Source organism: Saccharopolyspora sp. NPDC045941, from assembly GCF_056431445.1.
Genome location: NZ_JBWKKU010000053.1, coordinates 41,932 through 68,340, shown reverse-complemented (window position 1 = coordinate 68,340; position 26,409 = coordinate 41,932). Strand labels below are relative to the sequence as shown.

The window sequence follows — 26,409 nt, the reverse complement described above, 5'->3', positions numbered from 1 at the left end:
TGCTCCGCGGTCAACGAACTCGGCCCAGCCATACACCTGCTCCCCGGAAGCCAGAACTGAATTTCTCAGTCCAACTTCCGGGGACCAGTTCACGCAGCACGGCTGCTCAACGGTGCCCTTCACCTCGAATAGATCAGCCGAAGGGAAGCTGCAGTTGCGGCAGCGGAATGCTCTGGCGGTCGGCCTCGGCCGCTGCCGGATCCTGGTACGCGGCAGGCGGAATCCAGCGCTGGATCTCCTGTGCGATTCCGAGGAGATTGTCGAGCACGACGGGATCCTCGAAGTTGCGACCACACCAGACGATGATCTTGCGCCCGGACAGGCGGAAGTGGACCTTGCCCAGCGTGGTGTTCGGAGCAGGACCGCGTCCCTCGTTGTACAGCCAACGCGTCCGGTCCGGTGTCACCACCGCGCGCGCGTACTCCGGCGAGGCACCGGAAACGTGGTAGATGTTCAGCGAAGCCGGCCCGACGTCGATTCCCTTCCCCTGGACGACGTTCTTGGAACGGTTGAAATCGAACAAGCTCGCAATGTCGCCGAGCTTGTCCCGCTTCTCCTCCACCACCAGCTCCGGAACCGGTGACGGCAACTCGAGGATCACCGTTCCGCAGGTCACCACCTGCTTGCTCGTCTTCGACGCGCCGTTCATGTACATGCCCGCGCTCGACGAGTAGTGGGAACTGCCAGGGCTGGAATTCTTCTTGCTGAAGCGGATGTGCACCGCCAGCGCGGGCATCCCCTGGTACAGGCCCGCCATCAGCAGCGGCACGGACCTGCGCCGATAGTTGTGGAATGGCGCGCCGGGCAACTGGTCCAGCACGTTGTCGGGCACGTTCCAGGCCATCCGCCAGCCGAGCCGCTGCGCCCAGTCCGCAACCGGGACGCCCGGCTGTCCAGGTTGGTTCATCCCCGCCTCCCATCACCGCCGCACACCGTATCTGCCGAGACTCCACTGGCCAACCGCGGACAATCAGGGGATTCGCGCGGGACGAGCCCCGCTGACCTCGGAAAAGATCACGCCGACGGGGCCTGGAGTTGTACCAGCGGGACGTGCTGGCGATCGGCTTCTGCCGCCCGCGGGTCCTGGTACGCGCCCGCCGGGATCCAGCGGGCGATCTCCTCCGCGACTGCCAGCAGTCCGTTCATCACCGCGGCGTCGGTGTTGTACGGCCGGGGAAGCGGCCCGATCCCCGCGCCGTCGCACACGGTCACCGCCGCGCCGTGCATCACGGCGGAACGGCTCCATCCCGGCGAGCCGCCCTTCGAGCTCAGGTGATGCCGATGAGGCGGAGTTCAGGGTCTCCGCAGAGAAGGCCGCGGTCGGAGCGGAGGTGGTGGCGACCGGTGGGTCGATCTGGGTCGGCCTCCGGGAATTCCGTTGGTATTTCGGGAAGTTCTCGGTCACTGGCACGGCGCCGTCCAGCGCCGCGAGCTTCGGCGTTCTCAGCCTCGACGTCGGCAATGAGGCGCCAGACGGACGCGTCAACCGCGCGAACCACCCGACCCACCGCACGTGATCCACGATGAGGCAGCGATGCGCCGGATGGTCGGCGGCCCCGAGATGATGCGCGATCAGCTCCAATACCTGGTCAAAGCGGCCGCCCGCCCCAACATCACCGTCCAAGTCGTGCCATTCAGCATCGGCGCGTACCCCGGTGGCAACAGTTCCTTCTCGATGATCCGGTTCCCAGAAGGCTTCGACGACATGGATGCCGTGTACCTCGAGAACCAGCGCGGGGCGGTGTGGCTGGAACGACCGGCCGACATCGAGCACTACGGCGAGGTGTTCGCGCGACTTCGGAACGTCGCGCTCGCACCGGAAAAGTCCGTGGAGTTCATGGCTAGCCTTGCGATGTCCCTGTGAGACATCTGCAAGGAGAAGCTCGGAATGTCGAACCTCATTGGTGCCGCGTGGCGCAAGTCGAGCCGCAGCCACGAGCAGGGCCAGTGCGTCGAGTTGGCCCAGAATCTGCCCGGCGTCGCTGCCGTCCGTGACTCGAAGGCCCCGGACCAGGGCGCCCTGGTGTTCACCAAGGCCCAGGTCCAGACGTTCCTGACCACCGTCAAGTCAGGCCGGCTCGACCCCTGACACCGGACGGACAAAGCCCCACCCCGACGGTGCCGGGATGGGGCTTTGTTCGTATCAGCACAGAGAAGGGCCCCTGTCCGGAGGAGTCGGACAGGGGCCCTTTGGTCAACTAGTTACTTCAGCGGTAGTCGCGGCCGAAGTCGTAGTCGTCCAGCGGAACCGCCGCACCGGTACCGGTGCCGAACACGTCCGGGGTGTAGTAGCTGTCGTCGTAGGACGGGATCGCGTACGCCGCGGCCCGTGCCTCCTCCGTCGGCTGCACCTGGATGTTGCGGTACCGGTTGATGCCCGTACCGGCCGGGATCAACTTACCGATGATCACGTTCTCCTTCAGGCCGACCAGCTTGTCACTCGCGCCTTCGATCGCGGCGTTCGTGAGGATGCGGGTCGTCTCCTGGAAGGAGGCCGCCGACAGCCACGAGTCCGTGGCCAGCGACGCCTTGGTGATACCCATCAGCACCGGACGGCCGGACGCCGGGTCGCCGCCCTCGGCGACGACGCGACGGTTCTCCGACTCGAACTGCGAGCGCTCGACCGGCGAACCGGGCAGGAACTCGGTGGCACCCGAGTCGATGATGATGACCCGGCGCAGCATCTGGCGGACGATGACCTCGACGTGCTTGTCGTGGATGCCCACACCCTGCGACCGGTACACCTCCTGCACCTCGCGCACCAGGTGCAGCTGGGCCTCGCGCGGGCCCATCACGCGCAGCACCTCGTGCGGGTCGACCGCACCTTCCAGCAGCTGCTGGCCGACCTCGACGTGGTCGCCATCGGCGATCTGCCGCTCGCTGCCGTCCACCGAGATCGCCGCGAGCCGCTGCCGCTTGGACAGCTTGTCGTAGACGATCTCCTCGCCGCCGTCGTCCGGAATGATGGTGATCTTCCAGTAGCGGTCGTTGTCCTCCATCCGGATCCGGCCGGAGGTGTCGGCGATCGGCGCCTTGCCCTTCGGGACCCGGGCCTCGAACAGCTCCTGGACACGCGGCAGACCGGTGGTGATGTCGTCACCGGCGACACCGCCCTGGTGGAAGGTACGCATCGTCAGCTGCGTACCCGGCTCACCGATCGACTGGGCGGCGACGATGCCGACGGCCTCGCCGACGTCCACCAGCTTGCCGGTGGCCATCGAGCGGCCGTAGCAGACCGCGCAGACGCCGACGCCGGACTCGCAGGTCAGCACGCTGCGGACCTTGACCGTGGTGATCTTGGCGGCGAGCAGCTTCTCGATCGCCGGGTCACCCAGGTCCGAACCGCGGGCCAGCACGATGTTGCCGTCGGCGTCGGTGACGTCCTCGGCCGTGGTGCGGGCGTAGATGCTGGTCTCCACGTGCGCGTCGCGCAGCAGCGTGCCGTCCGGCAGCAGCTCCGCGATCGGCATCCGGATGCCGCGCTCGGTGCTGCAGTCGGTCTCGCGGACGATGACGTCCTGCGAGACGTCCACCAGACGACGGGTCAGGTAACCCGAGTCGGCGGTACGCAGCGCCGTGTCGGCCAGACCCTTTCGGGCACCGTGGTTGGAGATGAAGTACTCCAGCACCGACAGGCCCTCGCGGAAGTTCGCCTTGATCGGGCGCGGGATGTACTCACCCTTCGGGTTCGACACCAGACCACGCATACCGGCCAGCTGGACGACCTGGGTCATGTTACCGGCGGCCCCGGACTTCACGATCACGCTGATCGAGTTGTCCTCGGGGAAGTTCGCCTCCATGGCCTCGGCGACCTCGTCCTTGGCGGCCGTCCAGACCTTGACCAGCTCGGCGTTGCGCTCCTGGTAGGACAGCGCACCGCGGCGGTACCGCTTCTCGACCTGGTCGGCCTTGGCCTCGTAGGAGTCCAGGATCTCGGTCTTGTTCGGCGGCACGACCACGTCGGTGATCGACACGGTCACGCCCGAACGGGTCGCCCAGTGGAAGCCGGCGTCCTTGAGCTTGTCCAGGGTCTGCGCCACGGTGACCATCGGGTACCGCTCGGCCAGGTCGTTGACGATCGCGGCCTGCTTCTTCTTCGGCAGCAGGTCGTCGACGAACGGGTAGTCCTCGGGCAGCAGCTCGTTGAACCACACGCGGCCGAGGGTGGTCTCGGCCAGCCACGGCTGACCGGGCTCCCAGCCCTCCGGCAGCTGCGCCTTGTTCGGCACCACGTCGCGCAGCCGGATCTTGATCTTGGCCTGCAGGTCCAGCGCGCCGCGGTCGAAGGCCATGATGGCCTCGCCGACCGAGGAGAACGCCAGGCCCTCGCCCTTGGCGCCGTCCACCTGACGGGTCAGGTGGTACAGGCCGGTGACCATGTCCAGACGCGGCATCGCCAGCGGCCGGCCGGAGGCCGGCGACAGGATGTTGTTGCTGGACAGCATCAGGATCCGGGCCTCGGCCTGGGCCTCGGCCGACAGCGGCAGGTGCACCGCCATCTGGTCACCGTCGAAGTCCGCGTTGAACGCCTCGCAGACCAGCGGGTGCAGCTGGATGGCCTTGCCTTCCACCAGCTGCGGCTCGAAGGCCTGGATGCCGAGGCGGTGCAGCGTGGGAGCACGGTTGAGCAGCACCGGGTGTTCGGCGATGACCTCTTCCAGCACGTCCCACACCTGCGGGCGCTGGCGCTCCACCATCCGCTTCGCGGACTTGATGTTCTGCGCGTGGTTGAGGTCGACCAGCCGCTTCATGACGAACGGCTTGAACAGCTCGACCGCCATTTCCTTCGGCAGACCGCACTGGTGCAGCTTCAGCTGCGGGCCGACCACGATGACCGAACGGCCCGAGTAGTCGACGCGCTTGCCGAGCAGGTTCTGGCGGAACCGGCCCTGCTTGCCCTTGAGCAGGTCGGACAGCGACTTCAGCGGCCGGTTGCCCGGGCCGGTGACCGGACGCCCGCGACGGCCGTTGTCGAACAGCGCGTCCACGGACTCCTGCAGCATCCGCTTCTCGTTGTTGACGATGATCTCGGGAGCCCCGAGGTCGATCAGTCGCTTGAGGCGGTTGTTGCGGTTGATCACCCGGCGGTACAGGTCGTTGAGGTCGGAGGTCGCGAAGCGGCCACCGTCCAGCTGCACCATCGGACGCAGGTCCGGCGGGATGACCGGCACGCAGTTGAGCACCATGCCGCTCGGGTCGTTGCCGGTGGCCTGGAACGCCGCCACGACCTTGAGTCGCTTGAGGGCGCGGAGCTTCTTCTGGCCCTTGCCGCTGCGGATGGTCTCGCGCAGCAGCTCGGCCTCGGCGCCGATGTCGAAGGTCCCCAGCAGCGACTGGATCGCCTCGGCGCCCATGCCGCCGGTGAAGTACTCGCCGTACCGGTCGTAGAGCTCGCGGTACAGGATCTCGTCGGCGATCAGCTGGCGGGGCTCCAGCTTGGTGAAGGTCTCCCAGATCTCGTCGAGCTTGTCGATCTCGCGCTGCGCACGGTCGCGCAGCTGCTTCATCTCGCGCTCGGCGCCTTCCTTGACCTTGCGGCGCTGGTCGCTCTTGGCGCCCTCGGCCTCGAGCGCGGCCAGGTCGGCCTCGAGCTTCTGGGCCCGGGCCTCCAGGTCGGAGTCGCGCTGGTCGGCGACGCGCTTGCGCTCGACGCTGATCTCGCTCTCCAGCGTCGACAGGTCGTTGTGCCGCATCTCGGTGTTCACCGAGGTGATCACGTACGCGGCGAAGTAGATGATCTTCTCGAGGTCCTTGGGGGCCAGGTCGAGCAGGTAGCCCAGCCGGGACGGGACGCCCTTGAAGTACCAGATGTGCGTGACGGCGGCGGCCAGCTCGATGTGGCCCATCCGCTCGCGGCGAACCTTGGCGCGGGTGACCTCGACGCCGCAGCGCTCGCAGATGATGCCCTTGAACCGGACCCGCTTGTACTTACCGCAGTAGCACTCCCAGTCCCGGGTCGGGCCGAAGATCTTCTCGCAGAAGAGCCCGTCCTTCTCCGGCTTCAGGGTGCGGTAGTTGATGGTCTCGGGCTTCTTGACCTCGCCGAAGGACCACTGGCGGATGTCGTCGGCCGTGGCGAGGCCGATGCGGAGTTCATCGAAGAAGTTGACGTCAAGCACGTCGGGTCTTCTCCCTTGATCGAAAGGTTCTGCCGGGTAACACCGGCAGCGGTGCCAGGTTGGGTCGGACGCCGGTCCGCGAGATCAGCTCCCGCGGACCGGCGGCGAGGTTCAGTGCGCGAGGTCGTCGACCGAGGCCGACTCGTTGCGGGACAGGTTGATGCCGAGGTTGGCCGCGGCACGCTCCAGGTCCTCGTCCTCGCTGTCGCGCATCTCGATGGCCGCACCGTCGCTGGAGAGCACCTCGACGTTCAGGCACAGCGACTGGAGCTCCTTCAGCAACACCTTGAAGGACTCCGGGATGCCCGGCTCGGGGATGTTCTCGCCCTTGACGATCGCCTCGTAGACCTTGACGCGGCCGACCACGTCGTCGGACTTGATCGTCAACAGCTCCTGCAGCGTGTACGCGGCGCCGTAGGCCTGCATGGCCCAGCACTCCATCTCACCGAAGCGCTGACCACCGAACTGCGCCTTACCGCCCAGCGGCTGCTGGGTGATCATCGAGTACGGGCCGGTCGACCGGGCGTGGATCTTGTCGTCCACCAGGTGCGACAGCTTGAGGATGTACATGTACCCGACGGCGATCGGGTACGGGTACGGCTCCCCGCTGCGGCCGTCGAACAGCTGCGCCTTGCCGTCGCCGCCCACCATGCGCTCACCGTCGCGGTTCGGCTTGGTGGAGGCCAGCAGGCCGGTGATCTCCTCTTCCCGCGCACCGTCGAAGACGGGGCTGGCGGTGTTGGTGCCAGGCTCGACGTCGTAGAGGTCCTCCGGCAGGCGCTGGGCCCACTCGGAGTCGCCGTCGATCGTCCAGCCCTGGGAGGCGATCCAGCCGAGGTGCGTCTCCAGCACCTGGCCGATGTTCATCCGTCGCGGCACACCGTGGGTGTTCAGGATGATGTCCACCGGGGTGCCGTCGGAGAGGAACGGCATGTCCTCGGCCGGCAGGATCTTGCCGATGACACCCTTGTTGCCGTGGCGGCCGGCGAGCTTGTCGCCGTCCTGGATCTTGCGCTTCTGCGCGACGTAGACCCGCACCAGCTGGTTGACGCCCGGGGGCAGCTCGTCGTCGTCCTCGCGGTTGAACACGCGGACGCCGATGACCTTGCCGGTCTCGCCGTGCGGCACCTTCAGCGAAGTGTCGCGGACCTCGCGGGCCTTCTCGCCGAAGATTGCGCGCAGCAGCCGCTCCTCCGGGGTCAGCTCGGTCTCGCCCTTCGGCGTGACCTTGCCGACCAGGATGTCGCCGCCCTGCACCTCGGCACCGATGCGGATGATGCCGCGCTCGTCGAGGTCGGCCAGCACGTCGTCGGAGACGTTCGGGATGTCCCGGGTGATCTCCTCGGCACCGAGCTTGGTGTCGCGGGCGTCGACCTCGTGCTCCTCGATGTGGATCGAGGTGAGCACGTCGTCCTGCACCAGGCGCTGGGACAGGATGATCGCGTCTTCGTAGTTGTGGCCTTCCCACGGCATGATCGCGACGAGCAGGTTCTTGCCCAGCGCCATCTCGCCGTTCTGGGTGCACGGCCCGTCCGCGATGACCTGCCCGGCCTCGACCCGGTCGCCCTCGTTGACGATCGGCTTCTGGTTGATGCAGGTGCCGTGGTTGGACCGGGAGAACTTCTGCATCCGGTACGAGCGGCGGGTGCCGTCGTCGGCCATCACCGTCACGTAGTCGGCGCACAGCTCCTCGACCACACCGGCCTTGTCGGCGGTGATCACGTCACCGGCGTCGACCGCGGCGCGCAGCTCCATGCCCGTGCCGACCAGCGGCGACTCGCTGCGCAGCAGCGGCACCGCCTGGCGCTGCATGTTCGCACCCATCAGGGCGCGGTTGGCGTCGTCGTGCTCGAGGAACGGGATCATCGCGGTCGCGGCGGAGACCATCTGCCGCGGCGAGACGTCCATGTAGTCGATCTCGGTCGGCGCGAGCAGCTCGACCTCGCCGCCCTTGCGTCGACCCAGCACGCGCTCGTCGATGAAGTTGCCGTCGTCGTCGATCGGCGCGTTGGCCTGCGCCTTGACGTAGCGGTCCTCTTCGTCGGCGGTCAGGTAGTCGATCTGGTCGGTGACCCGGCCGTCGACGACCTTGCGGTACGGCGTCTCGATGAAGCCGAACGGGTTGACCCGCGCGAACGTCGCGAGCGAGCCGATCAGACCGATGTTCGGGCCTTCCGGCGTCTCGATCGGACACATGCGGCCGTAGTGCGACGGGTGCACGTCGCGGACCTCCATGCCCGCGCGCTCCCGGGACAGACCACCCGGGCCGAGCGCGTTCAGACGCCGCTTGTGCGTCAGGCCCGCGAGCGGGTTGGTCTGGTCCATGAACTGCGAGAGCTGCGAGGTGCCGAAGAACTCCCGGATCGCCGCCGTGATCGGGCGGATGTTGATCAGAGTCTGCGGGGTGATCGCCTCGACGTCCTGGGTGGTCATCCGCTCCCGGACGACGCGCTCCATGCGGGACAGGCCGACCCGGACCTGGTTCTGGATCAGCTCGCCCACCGTGCGCAGGCGGCGGTTGCCGAAGTGGTCGATGTCGTCGACCTCGACGGGCACGGTCGCGCCTTCGCCCTCACCGCGAGCGGGCATGTCGGTCTCGGCGGCGTGCAGCCGGACCAGGTACTCGATCGTGGTGACGATGTCTTCCTCGGTCAGCACGCCGGCCTGGTACGGGTGGCCCAGGCCGAGCTTCTTGTTGACCTTGTAGCGGCCGACCCGACCGAGGTCGTAGCGCTTCTCCTTGAAGAACAGGTTCTCCAGGAGCGTCTGCGCGCTCTCCTTGGTCGGCGGTTCGCCCGGCCGCAGCTTGCGGTAGATGTCCAGCAGAGCTTCGTCCGTGCCGGCGGTGTGGTCCTTCTCCAGGGTCGTCATCAACGTCTCGGAGAAGCCGAACCGCTCGCGGATCGCCTCGGCCGTCCAGCCCAGCGCCTTCAGCAGCACGGTGACCGGCTGCCGGCGCTTGCGGTCGATGCGGACGCCGACGGTGTCGCGCTTGTCGACGTCGAACTCCAGCCACGCACCGCGGCTGGGGATGACCTTGACGCTGAAGACGTCCTTGTCGGTGGTCTTGTCGACCGCCGTGTCGAAGTAGACACCGGGGGAACGGACCAGCTGGGTGACGACCACCCGCTCGGTGCCGTTGATGATGAAGGTGCCCTTGTTCGACATCATCGGGAAGTCACCCATGAACACCGTCTGGCTCTTGATCTCGCCAGTGGTGTGGTTGGTGAACTCCGCGGTGACGAACAGCGGGGCCGCGTACGTCATGTCCTTGTCCTTGCACTCCTCGACGGAGGCCTTGACCTCGTCGAAGCGTGGGTCGGAGAAGGACAGCGACATCGATCCGGAGAAGTCCTCGATCGGGGAGATCTCGCTGAGGACCTCCTCAAGACCGCCAACCGGATTCTCCTCGCCGGCGTCGACCCGGCGCTGGAACCAGGCCTCGTTACCGACAAGCCATTCGAAGGACTGGATCTGCAGGTCGAGCAGGTTCGGCACGTTCAACGGTTCGCGAATGTTCGCGAACGAGACCCGCTTGGGTGCCCCAGGGATCCCCGACGTGTAGTTGGAAGCTGCAGAGACCTTGGTCGCGCGGGAGACTGCCAAGATGCGTCCTTCCGGGACTCTGAACTGGCTACAGCCGCATCAGCGAAAGTGCCCGGCGAAGTGACCGACGGGGGTCCGTACCCGCTGGCACAGTTCGCTAACACAGCTGTCAAGGGTGCAATGGCGCCCACGATCCTACGGTCCGGTGCAGGACAGACGGAAAGAGGGCAGCGCAAAGTAGCAGTCTAGCCGGAACTACGCCAGCTGTCGAGGGGGCCCACCGATGGCGGCCCAGCCCCGCGTTGAGCACCAGAGTGAACCCGAGCGAGCCCGCAGTCAAGAGATCACGCTTCGATCACCCTCGTGGCGCAAAACACGATCACCGCTCGCGACCTTCTGAAGCGTCGTCTTGCCTGGTCAGAGCGCTACCTCCAGGCAACCGCAGGGGCCCCTGGCGACACTGCCGACACCCCTCCGAACGGCCCTTGACAGTTCCGCCGGCGATCGCCCCACGAGTGACGAGCACCTCAACATCCGGGATCGCGTTCCCTATTCCTGGGACGACTCGGCCGAACGGAGCCATTCCCGCGAACCCGCCCCGCCACATTCACCCCGCGTGCTCACATCGACACCTGCAGTCATTTCCATTCCCAAAGGAATTCGATCTTCGAATTCCCGATCCCACCCGAGGAGGCGCGGAGTGCCACCGAGCACGCAACGTCGCGATGCGCGCACGGCGCGGGATCGGGCGATCAACCGAATTCGTCCTGTGTGGACGAAAATGGGGCGAGCACGGACCGCGCACGGCCCGGCACGGCGGGAAAGATCCGGCCGACGCGATCACCCGAACCCGACGACCGCCGCCGCCCGACCTCGGAGTCGCCGCCGGCGCGTGCCGGCGGTGAGTAGCAATGGTCGCAGTAATGACATTTCCCGCTCGCGAACCGGTACTTTCGATCACGAGCGCTTAACGAATGGCGCCTTCGGGCACAACTGCCCGGCAGCACGATCTCAGGTGATGCACGCGGGCTATTCGACGCTGGCGTCCGCCGGTAGCGTGATACGCCCCACCTGTTCCAGGTGCCCCGGGTGAGCAGGCCACAGGAGAACCGACCGATGACAGACGATGCAAGCCGCGCGAGCGAACGGTTCAGCGGGCTGCAGCGTTGGACAGGCGGGCCGGATCGCAGCGGTTCCAGCTCGAGCTGGTTCGCCGCCGAGCCGGAGGACGCCACGCCCCCACCCCGGCAGGCCCCGCAACCTCCCGAGGCGACGGCCCCCGAAGCCCGGCGCAGCGCCGAGCAGCGCTACGCCGACGCCATCGCGGCGATGAACAAGATCGTCACCACCCTGGACTTCGAACAGCTGCCCTGGGTGACCGAGGTGTTCCGGGCCACCGCCGGAGTGCTGCACGAGAACGACCCCGCGCGCGCGGGCGTGCTCAACAACCTGGGCAGCGCCGCGCAGCTGACGCACGTGCGCAGCGGCGCGCTGGCCGACCTGGAAGACGCGATCTCCTACTACCGGTCGGCGCGGGACTCGGCGCACAGCAGCGACCAGGACCGCGTCCTCTACCAGTGCAACCTCGCGCTGGCGCTCACCGATCTCGCGAGCAAGACCGACAGCGCCTCATCGGCGGCGGAGAGCGTGCAGGTCGCGCGGGAGACCGTCGAGCAGACGCCGCGCCGCGACCAGCGCCGCGCGATGGCGCTGATCCGGCTGGCCAACGCGTTGCTGCTGCACGCCCGGCTGGCCGACGCGCCGCAGTCCGACGACGAGTCGATCGACGTGTTCCGGGAGGCCGCCCGGATCTCGCCGGCGAACGACCCGGCCACCTCCGAGCTGCTGATCAACCTCGGCGCTGCGCTGCTGCGCCGGTTCGAGCGCGGCGGCTCGCCCGAGGACCTCGACGAGGGCATCAAGCACCTCGGGTCCGGCGCCGGCGCCCTCGCCGACGGCGAACCGCGGCGGGCCGCGCTGTGCCACCTGGCCAAGGCGCTGCGGCTGCGGTTCCAGCGCAACGGCGATCTGACCGACCTGAACTCCGCGATCAGCGAGCTGATCGGCGTGCTCGGGATGCTGGAAAGCGGAAATCCCTTGCTGGGCACGGCGATCTGGCACCTCGCCGCGGCGACCGTCGAGCACGTCGACGCCACCGGCGAGGCGAGCCAGCTGCGCCGCGTGCTGCGACCGATCGCGCCCGCGGTGCGCGCGATGTCCGCCGACGACCAGAGCCGGTCCGTCGCCCTCGCCGGTTACGCGACCTTGCTGCGCAGGCACTTCCTGCACGGCGGGGAGGCCAAGGTGCTGGACACCGCGGTCACCGCGGGCGAGGCCGCGGTGGAGGCGGCGAGCGCGGCGGACCGCGGCGCGATGCTGCACTCGCTGGTCACCACGTTGATCGGCCGCTTCGAGCACCACGGGGAGGCCACCGACCTGGACCGTGCGGCCGAGATCGCGCGCGAAGCCGCGAAGCTCGACGCCGCGTCGCAGCCCGCGGCGTGGGCGCAGCTCGGCATCGTCTCGGCGCACCGGTTCCGGTTGACCGCCAAGACGCGGGACATCGAGGCCGCCGTCGAGCTGCTGGACCAGGCGCTCATCGCGATGCCGGCGACCGCGCCGAACCGCGCGGGCATCGCCGTCCACCTCGGTCGCGCCCTGCGCACGCTCTACCAGCGCAGCGGGCGGCGGCGGTACTACCGGTGGGCGCGCAAAGTCCTCATGGAGGCCGCCGAGCAGCCCAACGCCCCCACCGACCAGCGGATCCGGGCGGCGAGCCTGTCCGGTCAGATCTGCGCGCAGGCGCACCGGTGGACGGAGGCGCTGGAGTCGTACGAGGTCGCGGTCGACCTGCTGCCGCTGGTCACGCGAGGCAAGCGGGTCGTCGCGTCGCCTGCCGCGCAGCAGCGGTGGGCGTCGATCGCAGCCGATGCCGCGGCGTGCGCGTTGGAGAGCGGCGCGCCCGAGCGGGCCGTGGAGCTGCTGGAACACGGGCAGAACGCGGTCCTGGCGGACTTCCTGCCGACCGGTGGAGAGCTCGGCGCGCTGCACCGCACCCACCCGGACCTCGCGGACGAGGCGGTCCGGGTGCGGCGGCTGCTGGACCGGCCGGTGGACGAGCCGGTGCTCATCGGGTCCGACGACCGGATGCGGCTGGCGCACACCTGGGACGAGCTGCTCGCGGAGATCCGCGAGGTGCAGCCGGGCCATCTGCTGCGCACGCCGATCGAGAAGCTGTCGGCCGCGGTGCCGGACGGCTGCGCGGCGCTGGTCAACCTCAGCCGCTACCGGTCGGATGCGCTGGTGCTCATCGCCGGGCGAGTGCTGACCGTGCCGCTGCCGAACGCCGCGCCGGAGACCGCGGCCGACCGGGCGAGCGAGCTGCTGGCCGCCGCGCAGCAGGACGACCACGAGGCGCTGTCCGAGGCCCTCGACTGGACCTGGGACCGGATCGCGCGCCCGGTCATGGAACGGATGGGTTACCTGCGCACGCCGGAGCCCGGCGCCCGGTGGCCGAGGATGTGGTGGAGCGCCCTCGGCGCGATGGCGTTCCTCCCGGTGCACGCGGCGACCTCGCGGACCGGCGAGTCCACATTGGACCGGGTGGTGTCGTCGTACACCCCGACGCTGGGCTGCCTGCTCCGGGCGACGCAGCGGCCGGTGCCGACGGGCGGCCGGGCCCTGGTGGCGGCCGGATCGGCCGAGCAGGTCGGGCGGGAACTCCCGCCGCAGAACCAGGTCCTGGCGCAGCACTGGCCGTCGGCGGAGATCGCGTCGGTGGAGAGCACCAGCGCGGCCGAGATGCTGCAGCTGCTGCCGGAACACCCGTGGTTGCACGTGTGCGAGCCGAGTTCGCAGTTCCCGGGGCAGCCGGCGGCGGCGCTGCTGCTGGACCGCGAATCGCCGCACCGGCCGCTGGGCGTGGTCGAACTGGGCCAGGCGCCGTTGGAGGAAGCGGAGTTCGGCTACCTCGGCCAGTGCGCGACGGCGGCGGATCCGCCGTGCGCAGCGGCGGTGTCCCTGCCCGGAGCACTGGGCTTCGCAGGGTTCACGCACGTCATCGGCACCCTGTGGGAGATCGACCCGGAGAGCGCGGTGCAGGTGCACGCCGACGTCTACGCCGCGGTGTTCGGCGGCGAGGAGTTCGACACGGACCGCTCGTCCTACGCCCTGCACAACGCGGCCCGCCAGCTCCGAGCCCGCTATCCCGAGGAGCACTGCATCTGGGCTGCGCACGTCCACATCGGACCGTAACGCCATCCCGGGCAGAACCGGTGCGCTCCCGCAGGCATGGAGAACGTCCCAGTTTTCAGCGGTCGTTCCCATATGGCGCCGCCCGGCTCCGCTCGAAGGCCCGATTCCCGGACATGGTGGCGATTTCGCGCGAAATCGCCACCAGCCCCTCACGTGGAACGGTGATTTCGCGCGAAATCGGCGTCCGCATTCCAGGCAGCCACTCCTGCACGTGCCCGTGCACCATTCTGAAACGGCCCCTTGGGTGAAATCGGGATTCGGGACGGCGGGTGGATTTCGCTTTCAGGGACGGGGTTTCAGCCGTCGGAGGGTGTAGCCGTCGCCGGCCGGGTCCAGGGCCGCGGTGGCTCGCTTGAACAGGTACTCGGCTCGTTCGTAGGACAGGCGGCTGCGGCCCGTCTCCGGGCACAGGTCGCCGTCCCGGGGCTTCCGGGACGGCCCGGGCCTGCGATCGGTCCGGAACAGCGGGCCCCGGGTGCGGCCCGCCACCAGCTCCGGGAGCAGCGCGGCCGTGCCGGATCGCCAGCTCACCCAGGCGCCGGCCCCCCGGGCGCGGCGGTCGTCCAGGTCCAGGTCCTCGACGTTCAGGGACAGGACCGCCGTCACCGCGGCCCCGGATTCGTACAGCAGCCGCCACAAGGTGCGTTCCCGCAGCGGGATCCCGGGGCGGTTCCAGATCTCGTCGAGCTGCGCGGGATCGATCGGCAGCGCCGGGGAGCGGGTTTCGGCGCGGCGGTCCAGGTCCGCCGCCAGATCGCCCAGGCCCGCCCAGGCGCCGAACGACCGGATCGCCGCGCGGTGCCGGTTCCAGGTCTTCGGCGCCGCCGAGCCCCATGCCGTCCCGAACACCCTCGCCACCTGCTCGGCGGTCAGGTCGGCCAGCGGTAACCGATCCCCCACGGCCAGGCGGAGCCGTCGCAGGGTCTGCCCGTAGGAGCGGGTCGTCGCGGCGTTCAGCTCGTCGCGCGCCAAGAATTCCTCGACCGCCGCCACGAGCGTCGGGCCGGAATCGCCACTGCCGGCGAGCTCTTCCGCCCGGCGGAGCAGGAAAGCGCGTTCCGCGCTGTTCCGGGTGAGCGCCGCGGCCCGCTCGAACTCGAACTTCGCCTCTCCGCCGCGCCCGAGCCGCGCCAGGAGGTCGCCCCGGACGCTGGGCAGCAGGTGGTAGTTCTGCAGAACCGGGTCGGCGCCCAACGAATCGACCAGCGCGAGCCCGGCCTCCGGCCCGCGCGCCATGCCGACCGCCACAGCCTTGTTGAGCTGCACGATCGGCGTCGGCAACAGCCGGGACAACGCTTCGTAGAGCGCCGCGATCTGCGCCCAGTCGGTGTCCTCGGCGGTCCGCGCCCGCGCGTGGCACACGGCGATCGCGGCCTGCAGCACGTACGGGCCGGGGGTGCCGCCGATCTCCCTCGCTCGCAGCAGCGCGGCGAAGCCCCGGCGGATGAGCAGCTGATCCCAGCGCCCCCGGTTCTGCTCGTGCAGCTGGACGGGCTCCCCCGACGGGCCGGTGCGCGCGGCCGATCGCGACTCCTGGATCTCCATCAGCGCGACCAGCCCGTGCACCTCGGCCTCGTGCGGCGCCAGCTCGGCGAGCAACCGCCCCAGCCGCAGGGCCTCCTGGCAGAGCCCGGGGCGCAGCAGGTCGTCGCCGGCGGTCGCCGAGTACCCCTCGTTGAAGATCAGGTAGACGACGCCGAGCACCGACGAGATGCGATCGGCCAGCTCCGGGCCGTCCGGGAGGTCGAACGGCACCTGCTCCTGGGCCAGGGTCCGCTTCGCCGCGGCGATCCGCCGGGCGATCTGCGGCTCGCTGACGAGGAACGCCCGGGCGATCTCCGCGGCCGTCAGGCCACCGAGCAGCCGGAGCGTCAGCGCGACCCGCTCCCGCATCGGCAGCACCGGGTGGCAGGAGATGAACATCAGCCGCAGCACGTCGTCCTGTTCGAGGTCCTGCTGCTGTTCCCGCTCGCGCGCCAGCTGCTCGTGCTTCTCCTCCAGGCGGCGGGACCGCCGGATGTGGTCGATGGCGCGGCGCTTGGCGATCGCCATCAGCCAGGCGCCCGGGTTGTCCGGGATGCCCGCGGGCCATTGCTCCAGCGCGGCCACGAGCGCGTCCTGGGCCAGTTCCTCGGCCAGGCCGACGTCGTGCACCAGCCGCGTGAGCCCGGCGATGATCCGGGCCGATTCGAGCTTCCAGATCGCGTCGACGGTGCGCCGCACGGCGGGTGCGCCGCCCCGGTCGGGGCGGCGCGGGCCGGGCGTCACGGGCCGAAGACCTGCTGGACCACGCTCTCGCCGTCACCGACGATCTTGCGGAACCGGCGGGCCAGCTCGATCGCTTCCTCCTTGGACCGCACCTCGACCAGCGCGAAGCCCGCCACCGACTCCTTCGCCTCGGCGAACGGTCCGTCCGTCACGGTGATCTCGCCGTCCGCGGAGGTCACCCGGACACCGCCGGGTTCGAGGCCGCCGGTGGCCAGCAGGATCCCGGCCGCGGTCAGCTCCTCGACGAACTTGCCCATCTCGACGTACAGGCTGTCGTCGGGAGCGGCATCGGAGTCGGAAGCCTTGGTCATCATCAGGTAGCGCACGGCGCTGTCCCCTTCCTTCGCTGAGCTGCCTTCCGCATCAGCGTCGGACGAGCTTATGCGACGGGGAACGGGCGCATTCCCTGTCGCATCGCCGGTTCGACGTGGTGGCGAGAACCCGAGCACCGCAACAGGAAGGACGAAGCCATGACCAAGTTCGCCACCGTGCAGGAGTACACCGCCTCGCTCCCCGAGGCCCAGCGCGCGATCGCCGACGAGCTGCTCCCGCTCATCGACGAGGCGCTGCCCGGCGCGGGAGCGGTCTGGCACGGCCACCCGGTGTGGAGCCTCGGCCCGGCGCCCGGCAAGTCGCCGGTCTGCTTCATCAAGGCGTACTCCGCCCACTTGTCCTTCGGCTTCTGGCGCGGCCAGGAGATCTCCGACGCCTCCGGCCGCCTCGCGCCCGGCTCACGGGCGATGGCCAGCGTGAAGCTCCGCACCCCGGCCGACATCGACGCCGAGCTGTTCACCGACTGGCTGCGCGCGACCCACGACCTGGAAACCGCAGCCGACTGACCTGAACTACGAGGAGCGGCGCCGGGCGCAGCTCCTCGTGATCGTTCTGGTGTGCCGTGCGCCGCTTTCGCGCGAAAACGGCGGCCCTGGGGGCTCGCGGCGTCGGTCAACGCAGGGTGATCTGGGTGATCTTCCACTTCTCGCCCTGCTTCTCGGCGCTCACCGAGATCTGGGCCGGGCCGACGTTGCTCTCGCCGGTGTTGGCGCGCATCGCGTGCTGGTCGACGAACAGCAGGAGCTCGGCGCGGTCGCCCTGCAGCCTCGTCACCGCGCTGTTCTTCACCGTCGTGGTGACGATCAGCTGCTGCTGCGGGGCCTGCTCCCGGACCACCTTGAAGAGGTCGTCGTACTTCTGCACCGCCGAGCCGACCAGCAGGTCCCGCGCGGCGGCCTCGGTCTTGCCCGTGTCGTTGAAGTCGTAGGAGAACACCTTCTCCACGGCATCGCTGATCTGGCCGTTGACCTCGCTGGTGGCCCCGGCCGAGACCAGCGCCTGGTTGGCCCCGGCCCCGGAGTACCGCGCATCGAACGCCTTGATGCCGAGGAACACCGCCGCTCCGACGAACAGGACCGCGAGGATCCAGATCGTCCATGCCAGGCCCGTCGACGACGTCTTGCCGGACGGTGCCGCGCCGGACGCGACGCCGGGCTGCGCCCCGCTCCACGCCTGCTGCGCGTCGTACGGGGCCGCGGCTACGCCGCTAGACCCCTCCTCCGCCCCGGTCGCTTCGCCGCGCTCCGCGGAAACGGCCTCGCCACGCTCCCCCGAGCCACGCTCCCCCGAGCCACGCTCCTCGGAGCTGCGCTCCGCCACATCGGCTTCGCCGACCTCGACGGTCGGCTGCACCGAACCGGCCGCCGGTGCGACGTCGCTGCGCTCCGGCGCGGCTTCGGCGGACCCGCCGCGCGGGGCATCCGGCTCGCGCTTCGCAGTCCCGTTGGCAGCCTGCCGCTCCGCCGCGGTGCGCCGGGCTTCCCGGGCCTCCTCCTGGAGGGCGTCGCCGAGCAGGGTTTCGCGGTTGCGCAGGCCCGCCACCTTGGGACGGCGGGTGGGGGTCTTGCGGCGGTTGCTTGGCACTGACTGCACTCCTCGAATTGCTTGCGAGTGTCGCCGTTCAGCCGACCGGCACGGTGCCGAGCCCGCTGAGCTTCCAGGTCTCGCCTTCGCGGGTGAGCTCGGCCTGGTAGCGGTCCTGCTTGTTGGTCGGCTGCTGGCCCTCGATGGTGACCGTCACCTGCACCACGGCGATCATCCGGGCCTTGCCCGCGTTCTCGTCGAGCTCGACGATCCCGGCGTCGAGCACCCGGGCCGTGGTGCTGCTCTTGGCCTGGGTGATCTGGGTCGCGTAGTTCTGCCGGCCCTGCCGGATCTCGTCTCGCAGCGGGCCGGTCGAGTTGTCCTCCCAGCGCTTCAGGCCGCCGTCCACATCCCGGTAGTCGAGGCTGTTGAAGCTGATGATCGCGCTCGTCCCGTCGTGCAGCGCCGCGTCCCGCACCTCCGCGCGGGCGACCGAGTCGCTGTTGCCGGCCAGCGCCCAGGTGACGCCGAAGAACAGGCTGGCCACCACGCCGATCGCGAGCAGCGTCAGGCCCGTGATCAGGGCCAGGACCGGGCGCTTCCGCTCAGCGGTTCCGGTGGTCATGTCCGCCTCCTCCTACTGTCCCGGTGCATTCTGCGCGCCGCGGACCGACGTGTCACTGCCCCGGGGCTCCGCGCAGTGCGCGTTGGGGTTCAGCGGCATCTCGCGGAAGTCGTCGCCGGCGCGCCGCTCGGTCGACTCGTAGCCCTTGGTGCAGGGCAGCGGGTCGAACACGTTGAGCACCAGGCCGAAGTGCGCGGTGCCGTCGCCGGGCACCACTGTGTTGCTGGCGGTGACGATCGCCGGGTACAGCGTCATGATTTGCTCGATGCCGTCGACGCGCTTGGCCATGACCCGCGAGGTGGTCGTCAGGTTCGCCAGCAGCGGGCTCAGCTGCTGGTTCTCCTGCAGGAGCGCGCTGATCTGGCGGGCCGCCGGCGGGGCGCGCTCGATCACCGCGCGCAGGTCGCCGTCGGAGTTCTTCACCGACTCCGACAGCAGCCGCAGGTCTTCGCCGAACGACCTGATCGCCGAGCCCTGCTCGTTCTGGGTGGCCAGGACCGTCTTGCCGTCCTGGAGCAACTGCACCGTCTGCGGCAAGTGCTCCTGCGCGGCGGCGGTGAACTCGCGACTGGTGTCCAAGATGGTCTGCAGGTTGCCGCCGTTGTCGCGGAACGCCGTGCCGAGCTCGCTGACCACGGTGCGCAGCGACTCCTCCGGCACCGAGTTCGCGAACGCGTCCAGGTTGGTTATCAGGCTTTCCACCGGCAGCGGCGTGGTCGCGGATTCCTGCGCGATCACCGAACCGTCCGCCAGGAACGGACCGTTGTCGCTCTTGGGCCGCAGGTCGACGTACTGCTCGCCGACCGCGGACCGGTTGGTCACCACCGCCTGCACGTCGCGCGGGATCCGCGGCGCGCTGGACTCGATGTCCAGCGGCACCTCCACGCCGGTGCCGGTCAGCTCAAGGTCGCCGACCCGGCCGACCGGCACCCCGCGGTAGGTGACCTCGGCGTTGTTGAAGACGCCGCCGGTGTCGGCGAGTTGCAGCGTCACCACGTAGCCGCGCGGGCCGAACAGCCGGTCCAGGCCCGCGTAGCGGGCTCCGGCGTAGCTGACGCCGACCAGGGCGATCGCGACGAACGCGATGATCTGCAGGCGCACTCGACGGGTGAGCATCAGCGGCCACCTCCCAGCAAGGAGCCCAGCAGGCCACCGGATTCGCGCTCCGGCTCGGCCGGCGGTTGCGCGGGCTGCTCCGGCGGCGCCTGCGGCGTCAGCGGCAGCGGGATGGACCTCAGGGCGTCCGGCAGCGGGATCAGCGGCTGCCGGCTGCGACCGAGGTTCTCCAGCACGTGGGTGAGGTTCAGGTCCACGTTGGCGTAGAGGTTGGTGAAGTCGCTGTTGCCGATGCCGTCGACCGCGTTGTCCGGGAACGGGAACGAGACGAGCACCTCCAGCGACTTCGGCAGGCTCTCGCCCGCCGCGGCCAGCTGGTTCAGTGCCGGGGCGAGCTGGTTGAGGTTGTGCACCAGGTCGTCGCGGGACTTGTTGACCACGTCCGTGCCGACGCCGGAGAGCTCGTCGAGCGACTGCAGCATGGTGACCAGCTGGGTGCGCTGCTCGTTGAGCACCCGCAGCCCCGGTTCCAGGTCGCGCAGCGCGGTGTCGATGCTTCCGCGCTGCTCGTCGAGCCGGGCGCTGAGCCGGTTGATGCTGTCCAGCGCCCGCGTGATGTCGTCGCGCTGCGCGTCCAGCCCGGCGACCAGTTCGTCCAAATTGGACAGCAGGCTGCGGACGTCGGACTCGCGGCCCTCCAGCGCGGCGTTGAGCTCCTTGGTGATGTTCTGCAGCTGCGCCACGCCACCGCCGTTGAGCAGCATGGACAGCGCGCCGAGCACCTCTTCCACCTCGGGGTTGCGGCCGGTGCGGTCGAGGCCGATCAGGGCACCGTCGGCGAGGCGGCCGACGGCGGACTGCCCCTGCGGCGGGCCGGCGAGCTCGACGTACTTCTCGCCGAGCAGGCTGGACTGCCGAACCCGGGCGGTCGCGTTGGCCGGCAGCTTGACGTCGCCGTTGACCTGCACCGTCACCTCGGCCTGCCAGGAGTCGGGGGCGAGGCCGATGGTCGACACCCGGCCGACCGGCACGTCGTTGACCCGCACCCCGGCGTTGGGCACCAGGTCCAGCACGTCGGCGAAGCGCACCTTGACCTCGTAGGGGTCGCTGCCGAGGTCGGCGCCGCCGGGCAGCGGCATGTCGTAGACGCCCTGCGAACCGCACCCGCCGAGCACGACGAGAGCCAGCACGGCGGCCCCGACCTTCGGACCACGCCGCAACGACGACCGTGCCCGCCCCGAGCGGGTCCGCAATTTCCATTGAAATCGAAGGTTCGATTTCAATGGAAATTGCGTCGGAAACAGTCCCTTCACCGGGTACCTCCCGCGGTTCGGGTGCCGCTCGCGTCGGAGAGCGGAAGCGGCAGCGGCGGGAGCTTGCCGTTCTGGATGGCGTTGAGGGTTTCCGCCGGGGTGGGCAGCTTCACCACGCCGTCGAGGATCGGCTGCAGCGACTTGCACGCGTCGCTGACGTCCTTCGGCAGGTCCGCCGGGTTGTGCTGCTGCAGCATCTTGCACACCGCCACCACCGGCGGCTGGTTCAGCTCGTTGAAGTTCGCGCGGACGTCCAGCGTTCCGGCCGCGCCGTTGTAGGCGTTGTTGAGGTTGCTCAGCGCCAGCGGTGCGTTGTTCAGCGACTCGCTGAGCGCTGCCTTCTGCTCCACCAGCACGTTCGCCACCGCGTTCAACTGGTCCACGTTGGACTTCACCAGGCCCCGGTTGTCCCGCACGAAGGACTCGACCTTGCCCAGCGCCACGGCCAGCTCCGCCAGCGCCGCGCTCATGTCCTCGCGCTCGCCCGCCAGCAGCGAGCTGACCTGCTGCATCTGCGTGTTGAACCGGCGCACCTGGTCGTCGTTCCCGGCCAGCATCGTGGTGAACCGCTGCACGTTGTCGACGGTGGCGAACAGCTGATCGCTGTTGCCGGACAACGTGGTGCCGACCTCACCGAGGTTGCGGATGGTCTCCGACAGCGCCTTCCCGTTGCCGTCGAGGTTCGCCGCGCTGGTGTTGAGCAGGTCGGTCAGCGCGCCGTCGGCGTTGGCGCCGTCGGGCCCCAGCGCGGTCGTGATGTCGTTGAGGCTGCGGTAGATCTGGTCCAGCTCCACCGGAGTCGCGGTGCGCTCCTTCGGGATCACCGCGCCGTCCGCCAGCTCCGGCCCGCCCCGGTAGACGGGGGCGAGCTGCACGTACCGGTCGCTGACCACGCTCGGCGCGACCGCCACCGCGCCCGCGTCTGCGGGCACCTTCACGTCGCGGTCCACGCTCATCACGACGCGCACCACCTGACCCTGCGGCACGACCTCGTCGACGGTGCCCACCGGAACCCCGAGGATCCGCACGTCACCGCCCGGGTAGATGCCCACGGCGGCGTGGAAGTACGCGGTGACCTTCCGCTCGGCGGCGCCGTAGAACAGCCACCACACCCCGAGGGTCGCGGCGAGCACGACCACCACGGCGATCGACAGCGTCCTGGTCAGCGACGGGCGTGCGCTGGTCATGGCTGGCAGCCCTTCTGGTTGATCGGACCGATGGCGGGCGGCAGCAGGCCGCAGATGTAGGTGTCGAACCAGCGGCCGTTGCCCAGCACGTTGGAGAAGTACCTGGTGAACGGGGCGAACATCTCGAGGCTGCGGTTCAGGTTGTCCTGGTTGCGCTGCAGCATCTTGGTGACCCGGTCCAGCTGCTGCAGCGCCGGGCCGATCTGCGCGTTGTTGTCGTCGACCAGCCCGCTGAGCTGCTGGGACAACGCGCGGGTGCCGTCCAGCAGGCCGCTGATCGAATCCCGCCGCGCCCGGATCTCCTGCAGCAGCAGGTTGCCGTCGGCCAGCAGCTTCTCGAAGTCGGCATTGCGGTCGGCGATCGTCTTCGACACCTGCGAGGTGTTGTTCAGCAGCTGCTCCAGCTGCTCGTCGCGCGAGGAGATGGTGCGCGACAGCTGCGACAACCCGTCCAGCGCGCCGCTGACCTCGTCCGGCGTGCCCTTGAACGTGTCGGAGAGCGTGCGGAAGCTCTCCGCGAGCTGCCCGGTGTCGATCTTGTCCACAGTGGTCGAGAGGTCGCTGAAGGCCTCGATGACGTCGTAGGGCGACACGGTGCGCTGCAGCGGGATCGGCTCGGACGGCGACAGTTCCTCGCCGCCCTGCGGGTCCAGCGCCAGGTACTTCTGGCCGAGCAGCGTCTTGATCCGGATCGCGGCGGTGGTGTGGTCGCCCAGCCACGCGTCGCCGACCCGGAAGCTGACCAGCACGTGGTCGTCCTCGATCTCGACGTCCGAGACGGTGCCGACCTTCACCCCGGCGATGCGCACCTCGCTGTCCGGCCGCAGCCCCGCGGCCTCGGTGAACTGCGCGGTGTAGGTGGTGCCGCCGATGAACGGCAGGCGCTCGAAGTTCAGCGCGAGCAGGAACATCAGCACCAGCGCCAGGAGGCCGGCAATGCCGATCTTGAGCGGATCGCGCTGGGAGAATGCGGTCATCGCTGGCACCTCGGCTGCGTCACCGGCATCAGCGGCAGCGGCAGGTTCAGGTCGCCGACGCCCACCGTGCCGCTCATCTTGCACGAGTAGAAGTTGAACCAGGAGCCGTGGCTGGCCGTCCGGCCGATCGTTTCGAGCTTGCCGGGCATGTTCTGCAGCACCTGCTCGGTCAGCTGCTCGTGGTCGTTGAGGTTCTTCGACAGCTCACCGAGACCCGCGATGTCCTGCTGCAGCCCCGGTCGCGCCTCGGTCAGCAGGCCCGCGGTGCTGTTCGTCAGGCCGTCCATCGCGGTGATCGCGGAGCCGATCGAATCCCGGTCGGCGGACAGCCCCGACACCACCTGCTGCAGCTGGCCGATGAGCTCGGACAGCTGCTGGTCGCGGGCGTTGACGGTGTCCAGCACGCCGTTGAGGTTGTCGATGACCTGCCCGATCACCTGGTCGCGGGAGGCGATCGTGGAGGTCAGCGAGGCGGTGTGGGCCAGCAGGCTCTCCACCGTGCCGCCCTCGCCCTGCAGCACCTGGATGATCTCGTAGGACAGCTTGTTCACGTCCTCCGGGGAGAGCGCCTGGAACAGCGGCTTGAACCCGCCCAGCAGCACGGTCAGGTCCAGCGCCGGCTTGGTGCGCTCCAGCGGGATCTCGCCGCCCGGGGCCAGGACTCCGCTGGAATCGCCCGCGCCCTGCTCCAGCGCGATGTACCGCTGGCCCACCAGGTTCCGGTACTTGATGGTGGCGGTCACCGAGCCCGGCAGCCGCCGGTCCGACACGTTGAACCGCACCTCGGCGAGCCGCCGGTCGACCACCTCGATGCTCTCCACCTGGCCGACCTTGACCCCGGAGATGCGCACCTCGTCGCCCTCGTTGAGGTTGGTGACGTCGGTGAACCGCGCCGTGTAGGACTCCGACGCGCGCAGGTCCTGGTTGGCGATGGTCAGCATCAGCAACCCGGTGGCCAGCACGGTGACCAGCACGAAGATCAGGAACTTCACCAGTGGCGCGACGATGCTGCGGCCGTTCACCGGTAGCTCACCTCCGCTCCGCGAAGCACGGGCCCGACCAGCAGCGAGCCCCAGTCCGGCACCTCGCTCGCCGGGCGGCCCACCGCGGGCGCCAGCAGCACCGCCACCATGTCCCGCTCGGCCGGGGAGTTCACCCAGGTCGCGGACTGCGGCGAGGTGCCGGCGGGCAGGTAGCCCTGGCCCATCGACGGCGGGTTCAGGCCGCCGTCGGCCGGCCGGGAAGCGGGCGGCGGAACCGAGCCGTCCTTGTACGGCCCGTCCGGCGGGTACTCCGGCACCGGATCGGGCAGCGGCATGAAGTTGTAGCAGCGCGGGCCGCGCTTGTCGGCGAACTCCGGTTCGTCCTGGTTCGGCCGGTACTTGCCGCGGGTCGCGACGACCTCCAGGGTGATGTGCAGGCCCGGCTCGGCGGACCCCTCGCCCAGCACCTGCCGCATCCGCGGCACGAACTCCGCCATCTCCTGCAGGAAGCACGGGTACTCGGGCGCGTACTTGGCCAGCACGTCCAGCGTCGGCCGCTGCGCGTCGCCGAGCTGGATGATGTTCTGCCGGTTGTCCCGCAGGAAGCCGGTCAGATCACCGGAGCTGGTGGTCAGCTGCGAGGTGAGCGCGGTCAGGTTCTCCCGCTGCGCCACCAGGGTCCGGGCGGTGGTGCTGAAGTTGTCCAGCGCCTCCAGCACGTCCGGCGCGGCCTGCTCGTAGGTCTGCGCGACGCCGACCAGCTCCTGCAGGTTCTCCTTGAGGTCCGGCACCGACGGGTTGAGCCCGTCCAGGTAGGTGTTCAGCTGCGACAGCGTCTCGCCCAGCGGCTTGCCGCGCCCGGCCAATGCCTGGTCCAGCGCGTTCAGCGTCACGGCCAGGTCGTCCGGGTGGACCGCCTGCAGCACCGGCATCGTGTCGGACAGCACCTGCTCCAGCTCGATACCCGCGCTGGTGCGGTCCTGCTCGATCACGTCACCGGAGGCCAGCGTCGTGGTCGACGCCTGCGCCGGCAGCTCCAGCGACACGTACCGCTCGCCGAAGAGCGTCCGCGGCAGCAGCCGCGCCGACACGTTCGACGGCAGCTGCTCGGCCCGCTCCGGGTCCAGCGCCAGCCGCAGCTCCGCACCGTCCCCTGTGGACGTCACGCTCACCACCCGGCCGACGACCATGCCGCGCACCTTCACGTCCGACTCGGGCAGCAGCTGGTTCCCGGTCGACGGCGCCTTCAGCACGACGTCCACGCTGGACGCGAAGGCCTTCTGGTAGATCGCCACGGTCAACCCGATGAACAGCACCATGCTCATCAGCAACGCCAAGCCGAGGGCGCGGCGCCGGAGCGTCGTCAACGCGCTTCGCGTGCTCATCCCGTGATCCGAACCGTCGTCGTGGTGCCCCAGATCGCGAGGCTGAGGAAGAAGTCGAGGAGCGCGGTGGTCACGATCGCGGTCCGCACCGCGCGACCCACCGCGATGCCGACACCGGCCGGGCCGCCGCTGGCGCGGTAGCCGTAGTAGCAGTGCGTCATGATCACCACCACGCTGAAGACGAGCACCTTCCCGAAGGACCACAACACGTCCTCGGGCGGCAGGAACAGGTTGAAGTAGTGGTCGTAGGTGCCCGCGGACTGGCCGTAGATGTAGATCGTGACCGCGCGGGCGGCGATGTACGACGTGAGCAGGCCCAGCACGTACAGCGGGATCACCGCGATGAACCCGGCGATCACGCGGGTCGTCACCAGGTACGGCAGGCTCGGCACGCCCATGACTTCCAGCGCGTCGATCTCGTCGGAGATCCGCATCGCGCCCAGCTGCGCGGTGAAGCCGGAGCCGACCGTCGCCGACAGCGCGAGCCCGGCGACCAGCGGCGCGATCTCGCGGGTGTTGAAGTACGCGGAGACGAAGCCGGCGAACGCCGAGGTGCCGAGCTGGTCCAGCGCCGCGAAGCCCTGCAGGCCGACCACGGTGCCGGTGAACAGCGTCAGGCCGATCATCACGCCGACCGTGCCGCCGATCACCGCCAACGCGCCGCTGCCGAAGCTGACCTCGGCCAGCAGCCGCAGCGTCTCCTTCGCGTAGCGGGCGATCGCCCGCGGAATCCACGCCAGCGAGCGCAGGTAGAACGACATCTGGTCACCCAGGTCGTCCAGCATCACCAGCGGCCGCCGGGCCGCGCGCTTCGCGCGCTGCGAGATGGTCACCATGTC

Annotated in this window: 20 protein-coding genes; 5 read left to right on the top strand and 15 right to left on the bottom strand. The window is 69.5% G+C overall.

Annotated elements, in window-relative coordinates; genetic code table 11:
- Positions 1 to 133 precede the first annotated feature (133 nt).
- A complete protein-coding gene (locus AC07FN_RS33340) occupies positions 134 to 832 on the bottom strand; it encodes a hypothetical protein (protein WP_478399190.1) in 699 nt (232 codons plus the stop codon).
- A gap of 182 nt (positions 833 to 1,014) precedes the next feature.
- A complete protein-coding gene (locus AC07FN_RS33335; RefSeq protein WP_478399189.1) occupies positions 1,015 to 1,230 on the bottom strand; it encodes a hypothetical protein in 216 nt (71 codons plus the stop codon).
- 101 nt (positions 1,231 to 1,331) lie between these two features.
- Between AC07FN_RS33335 and AC07FN_RS33330 the strand changes: the two genes are divergently transcribed.
- From AC07FN_RS33330 to AC07FN_RS33320, 3 genes are read left to right on the top strand one after another with little or no spacing between them, the layout of a single operon-like run.
- Positions 1,332 to 1,517 (top strand): hypothetical protein, encoded by a 186-nt coding sequence (locus AC07FN_RS33330; RefSeq protein WP_478399188.1) that lies wholly within the window; start codon positions 1,332 to 1,334, stop codon positions 1,515 to 1,517.
- Complete coding sequence (locus tag AC07FN_RS33325) at positions 1,514 to 1,864, top strand: DUF5753 domain-containing protein (protein WP_478399187.1); 351 nt, start codon at positions 1,514 to 1,516, stop codon at positions 1,862 to 1,864. The genes AC07FN_RS33330 and AC07FN_RS33325 overlap by 4 nt, the downstream gene beginning before the upstream one ends.
- A 24-nt stretch (positions 1,865 to 1,888) precedes the next feature.
- Positions 1,889 to 2,089: a DUF397 domain-containing protein gene (locus AC07FN_RS33320; RefSeq protein WP_478399186.1), complete on the top strand. Its 201-nt coding sequence runs from the start codon at positions 1,889 to 1,891 to the stop codon at positions 2,087 to 2,089.
- 118 nt (positions 2,090 to 2,207) lie between these two features.
- Here AC07FN_RS33320 and AC07FN_RS33315 read toward each other — a convergent pair whose 3' ends face one another.
- Together AC07FN_RS33315 and rpoB are read right to left on the bottom strand one after the other, a co-directional pair.
- Positions 2,208 to 6,119, bottom strand: coding sequence for a DNA-directed RNA polymerase subunit beta' (locus AC07FN_RS33315; protein ID WP_478399185.1), 3,912 nt, complete (start codon positions 6,117 to 6,119; stop codon positions 2,208 to 2,210).
- Between the two features lie 111 nt (positions 6,120 to 6,230).
- Positions 6,231 to 9,725, bottom strand: coding sequence for a DNA-directed RNA polymerase subunit beta (rpoB, locus tag AC07FN_RS33310; protein WP_478399184.1), 3,495 nt, complete (start codon positions 9,723 to 9,725; stop codon positions 6,231 to 6,233).
- 1,056 nt (positions 9,726 to 10,781) lie between these two features.
- Here rpoB and AC07FN_RS33305 point away from each other — a divergent pair.
- Positions 10,782 to 13,919 (top strand): CHAT domain-containing protein, encoded by a 3,138-nt coding sequence (locus AC07FN_RS33305; protein WP_478399183.1) that lies wholly within the window; start codon positions 10,782 to 10,784, stop codon positions 13,917 to 13,919.
- Between the two features lie 282 nt (positions 13,920 to 14,201).
- Here AC07FN_RS33305 and AC07FN_RS33300 read toward each other — a convergent pair whose 3' ends face one another.
- Positions 14,202 to 16,187, bottom strand: coding sequence for a sigma-70 family RNA polymerase sigma factor (locus tag AC07FN_RS33300; RefSeq protein WP_478399182.1), 1,986 nt, complete (start codon positions 16,185 to 16,187; stop codon positions 14,202 to 14,204).
- Positions 16,184 to 16,513, bottom strand: coding sequence for a YciI family protein (locus tag AC07FN_RS33295; protein WP_478399181.1), 330 nt, complete (start codon positions 16,511 to 16,513; stop codon positions 16,184 to 16,186). The genes AC07FN_RS33300 and AC07FN_RS33295 overlap by 4 nt, the downstream gene beginning before the upstream one ends.
- A 144-nt stretch (positions 16,514 to 16,657) precedes the next feature.
- Between AC07FN_RS33295 and AC07FN_RS33290 the strand changes: the two genes are divergently transcribed.
- Positions 16,658 to 17,026, top strand: coding sequence for a DUF1801 domain-containing protein (locus tag AC07FN_RS33290; RefSeq protein ID WP_478399180.1), 369 nt, complete (start codon positions 16,658 to 16,660; stop codon positions 17,024 to 17,026).
- Between the two features lie 106 nt (positions 17,027 to 17,132).
- Here AC07FN_RS33290 and AC07FN_RS33285 read toward each other — a convergent pair whose 3' ends face one another.
- From AC07FN_RS33285 to AC07FN_RS33245, 9 genes are all read right to left on the bottom strand, one after another.
- The gene (locus AC07FN_RS33285; RefSeq protein ID WP_478399179.1) at positions 17,133 to 18,104 is read right to left on the bottom strand and encodes a hypothetical protein; all 972 of its coding nucleotides are present in this window, start codon (positions 18,102 to 18,104) and stop codon (positions 17,133 to 17,135) included.
- Positions 18,105 to 18,141: 37 nt separating this feature from the next.
- The gene (locus AC07FN_RS33280; protein ID WP_478399178.1) at positions 18,142 to 18,669 is read right to left on the bottom strand and encodes a hypothetical protein; all 528 of its coding nucleotides are present in this window, start codon (positions 18,667 to 18,669) and stop codon (positions 18,142 to 18,144) included.
- A gap of 12 nt (positions 18,670 to 18,681) precedes the next feature.
- A complete protein-coding gene (locus AC07FN_RS33275) occupies positions 18,682 to 19,785 on the bottom strand; it encodes an MlaD family protein (RefSeq protein ID WP_478399177.1) in 1,104 nt (367 codons plus the stop codon).
- Positions 19,785 to 20,915, bottom strand: coding sequence for an MCE family protein (locus AC07FN_RS33270; RefSeq protein ID WP_478399176.1), 1,131 nt, complete (start codon positions 20,913 to 20,915; stop codon positions 19,785 to 19,787). Before AC07FN_RS33270 ends, AC07FN_RS33275 begins: the two co-directional genes overlap by 1 nt.
- 119 nt (positions 20,916 to 21,034) lie before the next feature.
- Positions 21,035 to 22,225: an MCE family protein gene (locus tag AC07FN_RS33265; RefSeq protein ID WP_478399175.1), complete on the bottom strand. Its 1,191-nt coding sequence runs from the start codon at positions 22,223 to 22,225 to the stop codon at positions 21,035 to 21,037.
- Positions 22,222 to 23,202, bottom strand: coding sequence for an MCE family protein (locus tag AC07FN_RS33260; RefSeq protein ID WP_478399174.1), 981 nt, complete (start codon positions 23,200 to 23,202; stop codon positions 22,222 to 22,224). The genes AC07FN_RS33265 and AC07FN_RS33260 overlap by 4 nt, the downstream gene beginning before the upstream one ends.
- A complete protein-coding gene (locus AC07FN_RS33255) occupies positions 23,199 to 24,224 on the bottom strand; it encodes an MCE family protein (RefSeq protein WP_478399173.1) in 1,026 nt (341 codons plus the stop codon). Before AC07FN_RS33255 ends, AC07FN_RS33260 begins: the two co-directional genes overlap by 4 nt.
- Positions 24,221 to 25,570: an MCE family protein gene (locus AC07FN_RS33250; protein WP_478399172.1), complete on the bottom strand. Its 1,350-nt coding sequence runs from the start codon at positions 25,568 to 25,570 to the stop codon at positions 24,221 to 24,223. Before AC07FN_RS33250 ends, AC07FN_RS33255 begins: the two co-directional genes overlap by 4 nt.
- Positions 25,567 to 26,406, bottom strand: coding sequence for an MlaE family ABC transporter permease (locus AC07FN_RS33245; protein WP_132490288.1), 840 nt, complete (start codon positions 26,404 to 26,406; stop codon positions 25,567 to 25,569). The genes AC07FN_RS33250 and AC07FN_RS33245 overlap by 4 nt, the downstream gene beginning before the upstream one ends.
- Positions 26,407 to 26,409 lie beyond the last annotated feature (3 nt).